A 3,681-nucleotide genomic window follows, 5' to 3' on the forward strand; every position below is an offset into this window, starting at 1 on the left:
ACGCCGGGGGTGGAGTGGCGGGTCTGGGCGACCCACGGGTAGACCTTGTGGCCGGGCAGCTGGCCGCCCTCGCCGGGCTTGGCGCCCTGGGCCATCTTGATCTGGATGTCGTCGGCGTTGCTGAGGTAGTGCGAGGTGACGCCGAAGCGGCCGGAGGCGACCTGCTTGATGGAGCTGCGGCGCAGGTCTCCGTTGGCGTCGGGGGTGAAGCGGTCGGGGTCCTCGCCGCCCTCGCCGGTGTTGGACTTGCCGCCGAGGCGGTTCATCGCGATGGCGAGGGTCTGGTGGGCCTCGGCGGAGATGGAGCCGTAGGACATGGCTCCGGTGGAGAAGCGCTTGACGATCTCCGAGACGGGTTCGACCTCGTCGACGGGCACGGGTTCGCGCACGCCGTCCTTGAAGCGCAGGAGACCGCGCAGGGTCATGAGCTTCTCGGACTGGTCGTCGATCTGGGAGGTGTACTCCTTGAAGATCTCGTACCGGCGGGTGCGGGTGGAGTGCTGGAGTTTGAAGACGGTCTCGGGGCTGAACAGGTGCGGTTCGCCCTCGCGGCGCCACTGGTACTCGCCGCCGACCTCCAGGCGCCGGTGGGCGCTGGGGTTGGCGATGTGGGCGCGGCGGTGGCGGATGGCGACCTCCTCGGCGAGGACGTCGAAGCCGACGCCGCCCAGGCGGGAGGTGGTGCCGGTGAAGCAGCGGTCGATGACCTCGGCGCCCAGGCCCAGGGCCTCGAAGATCTGGGCTCCGGTGTAGGAGCTGACCGTGGACACGCCGATCTTGGACATGATCTTCAGGACGCCCTTGCCGTACGCCTTGACGGTGTTGCGGACGGCCTGGTCGGCGTCGACGCCGCCGATGGTGCCGCGTTCGACGAGGTCGCGGACGGTGGCCAGCGCCAGGTAGGGGTTGACCGCGGAGGCGCCGTAGCCGATGAGCAGGGCGACGTGGTGGCATTCGCGCACGTCGGCGGCCTCGATGAGGAGTCCGACCTCGGTGCGGGTCTTCTCGCGGACGAGGTGGTGGTGGACCGAGCCGGTGAGCAGCAGCGACGGGATGGGCGCGCGGTCGGCGTCGGCGCCGCGGTCGCTGAGCACGAGGATGTGGGCGCCGTCGGCGATGGCGGCGGAGACCTCGGTGTTGATCTGCTCCAGGCGCGCGGAGAGCGCGTCGCCGCCGCCGTCGACGGGGTAGGTGCCGTCGACGGTGAAGCTCTTCAGGGCGGGGTTGCCCCGTCCGGCGGCGACGATGGCGGCCAGTTCGGCCTGGTCGACGACCGGGGTGGGCAGGACCAGGCGCTGGGTGCTGCCGGGTGCGGCGTCGAGGATGTTGTGCTCGGCGCCCAGGAGGGTGGCCAGGCTGGTGACCATCTCCTCGCGGATGGCGTCCAGGGGCGGGTTGGTGACCTGGGCGAAGTTCTGCGAGAAGTAGTCGAAGAGCTGGCGGGAGCGCTCGGAGAGCGCGGCCACCGGGGTGTCGGTGCCCATGGATCCGATGGGTTCGGCGCCGGTGCGGGCCATGGGGGTGAGGATGACGCGCAGTTCCTCCTCGGTGTAGCCGAAGACCTGCTGGGCGCGCTGGAGTTCGGTGACCGGGACGGGTCGGGCGTCGGGCAGGTCGGCCAGGCGCAGGACGCCGGTGTCGATCCACTCCTGGTAGGGGTGTTGTGCGGCGAGTTCGGCCTTGATCTCCTCGTCCTCGACGATGCGCCCCTGGGCGGTGTCGACGACGAAGATGCGGCCGGGCTGGAGGCGTCCCTTGCGCACGATGGTGGCGGGGTCGATGTCCAGGACGCCGGCCTCGCTGGCGAGCACGACGAGGCCGTCCTCGGTGACCCAGTAGCGGCCGGGGCGCAGGCCGTTGCGGTCCAGGACCGCGCCGACGAGGGTGCCGTCGGTGAAGGACACCGAGGCGGGGCCGTCCCAGGGCTCCATGAGGGTGGAGTGGTACTCGTAGAAGGCCCGGACGGCCGGGTCCATCTCGGTGTGGTTCTCCCAGGGCTCGGGGATCATCATGAGCACCGCGTGCGGCAGGGAGCGTCCGCCCAGGTGGAGCAGTTCCAGGGTGTCGTCGAAGGACGCGGTGTCGGAGTCGTCGGGGTCGACGATGGGGAAGATCCGGTCGAGTTCGCCGGGGATGAGGTCGCTGGCGAGCTTGGCCTCGCGCGCCCGCATCATGTTGCGGTTGCCCTTGACGGTGTTGATCTCGCCGTTGTGCGCGACGTAGCGGAACGGGTGGGCGAGCGGCCAGGAGGGGAAGGTGTTGGTGGAGAAGCGGGAGTGGACCAGGGCCAGGCCGGAGGCGTAGCGCCGGTCGGACAGGTCGGGGAAGAACGGCTCCAGCTGCGGGGTGGTGAGCATGCCCTTGTAGGCGATGGTGCGCGGGGACAGGCTCGGGAAGTAGACGTCGCTCTCGTGCTCGGCGCGCTTGCGTACGCAGTAGGCGTGGCGCTCCAGCTCGATGCCGGTGAGGCCCTCGGTGGCGGTGCCGGGGGTGCCGGTGATGAAGAGCTGCCCGAAGTAGGGCATGGCCTGGCGGGCGGCGGGTCCGCTGTACTGGGGTTCGAAGGGCAGTTCGCGCCAGCCGAGCAGGGTCAGGCCCTCTTCGGCGACGATGGCGTTGATGCGTTCGACGGCGGCGGCGCGCTCGGCGGCGTCGGCGGGCAGGAACCCGATGCCGGTGGCGTAGGCGCCCGCCTCGGGCAGGGTGAAGTCGCAGACCTCGGTGTAGAGCTCGTGCGGGATCTGGGTGAGGATGCCCGCGCCGTCGCCGTCGTCGGGGTCGGCGCCGGAGGCTCCGCGGTGGTCGAGGTTGCGGAGTACGGTGAGCGCCTTCTCGACGATGTCGTGGCTGCGACGTCCAGTGAGGTCGGCGACGAAGCCCACACCGCAGGCGTCGTGCTCGAAAGCGGGGTCGTACAGGCCCTGGGAAGTGGTCTCGGGGTTCGTTCGGACGGACGAACGCCGCACCTGGCCAGCAGGCATCTACCCTCCTGTCGTCTTGCGTTGGCTTCGTGAAAAGCGCATCCGGGACGACGTTGGCCCTGCTGCGTGCGGATGGAGTTGTGTCGCCGCGTGGTGCGGCGGTGACCGCCGTGTGGGCGCCGTGGCCGCCTCCGTCGTGCGGCCACGTCCTCGTGGTCGCCGGTGGCGGGTGGGGTCGCCCGTGACGGGCAGGTTCCCTTATACATGCCGGTCCAGCCGCGACGTTAATCGCAGGTCTAGACCATGTGGCGCCGCGGTGCGCCGGTGGCCCCTGGCCGCGCCCGGGTGTGTGCGGGCTCGGGCACGGTCCGGGAGAGGTTCCCGGTGCGGGCTGGCCTAGCGGGTTTTTCCACGAGGGAACCCCGCTAAACCTCCCAAAGAGGCCGAAACACCAACCTTGGAGGTGGGGAACGCCACTTCGGGCATGCGGGCGCAACACGCCGCACGCCCACATTACCCCGGTGTTAACCGCGTCCCCAAGAGGGCGGGGGGCGGGTCCGCGAGTGATATCCCCCTCACCGGGCGGCGCCGCTGACCTGGGTGGCGGCGGGCCGCGCGCCGCCCCGGCGCGCGTGGGACGATCGGTGCATGCACGCGACTCCTCCGGGCCCGGACGGCCCCCCTTCCGCTGCCTCCGGGCGGGTACCGGTCGCGGACGGCGACTCCGCCCGCGCCGACCGCCCCCTTGACGGCCCGCCGC

The 3,681-nt window shown here is 71.0% G+C and carries 1 protein-coding gene; it reads right to left on the reverse strand.

The annotated features are described in order from the left end of the window. Positions 1 to 2,981: glutamate synthase central domain-containing protein (locus DQW06_RS06580; protein WP_117198148.1), on the reverse strand; the 2,981-nt coding region annotated here is incomplete at its 3' end. Positions 2,982 to 3,681: the final 700 nt, after the last annotated feature.

Source organism: Nocardiopsis sp. TNDT3, from assembly GCF_003427465.1.
Taxonomy (GTDB): domain Bacteria; phylum Actinomycetota; class Actinomycetes; order Streptosporangiales; family Streptosporangiaceae; genus Nocardiopsis; species Nocardiopsis dassonvillei.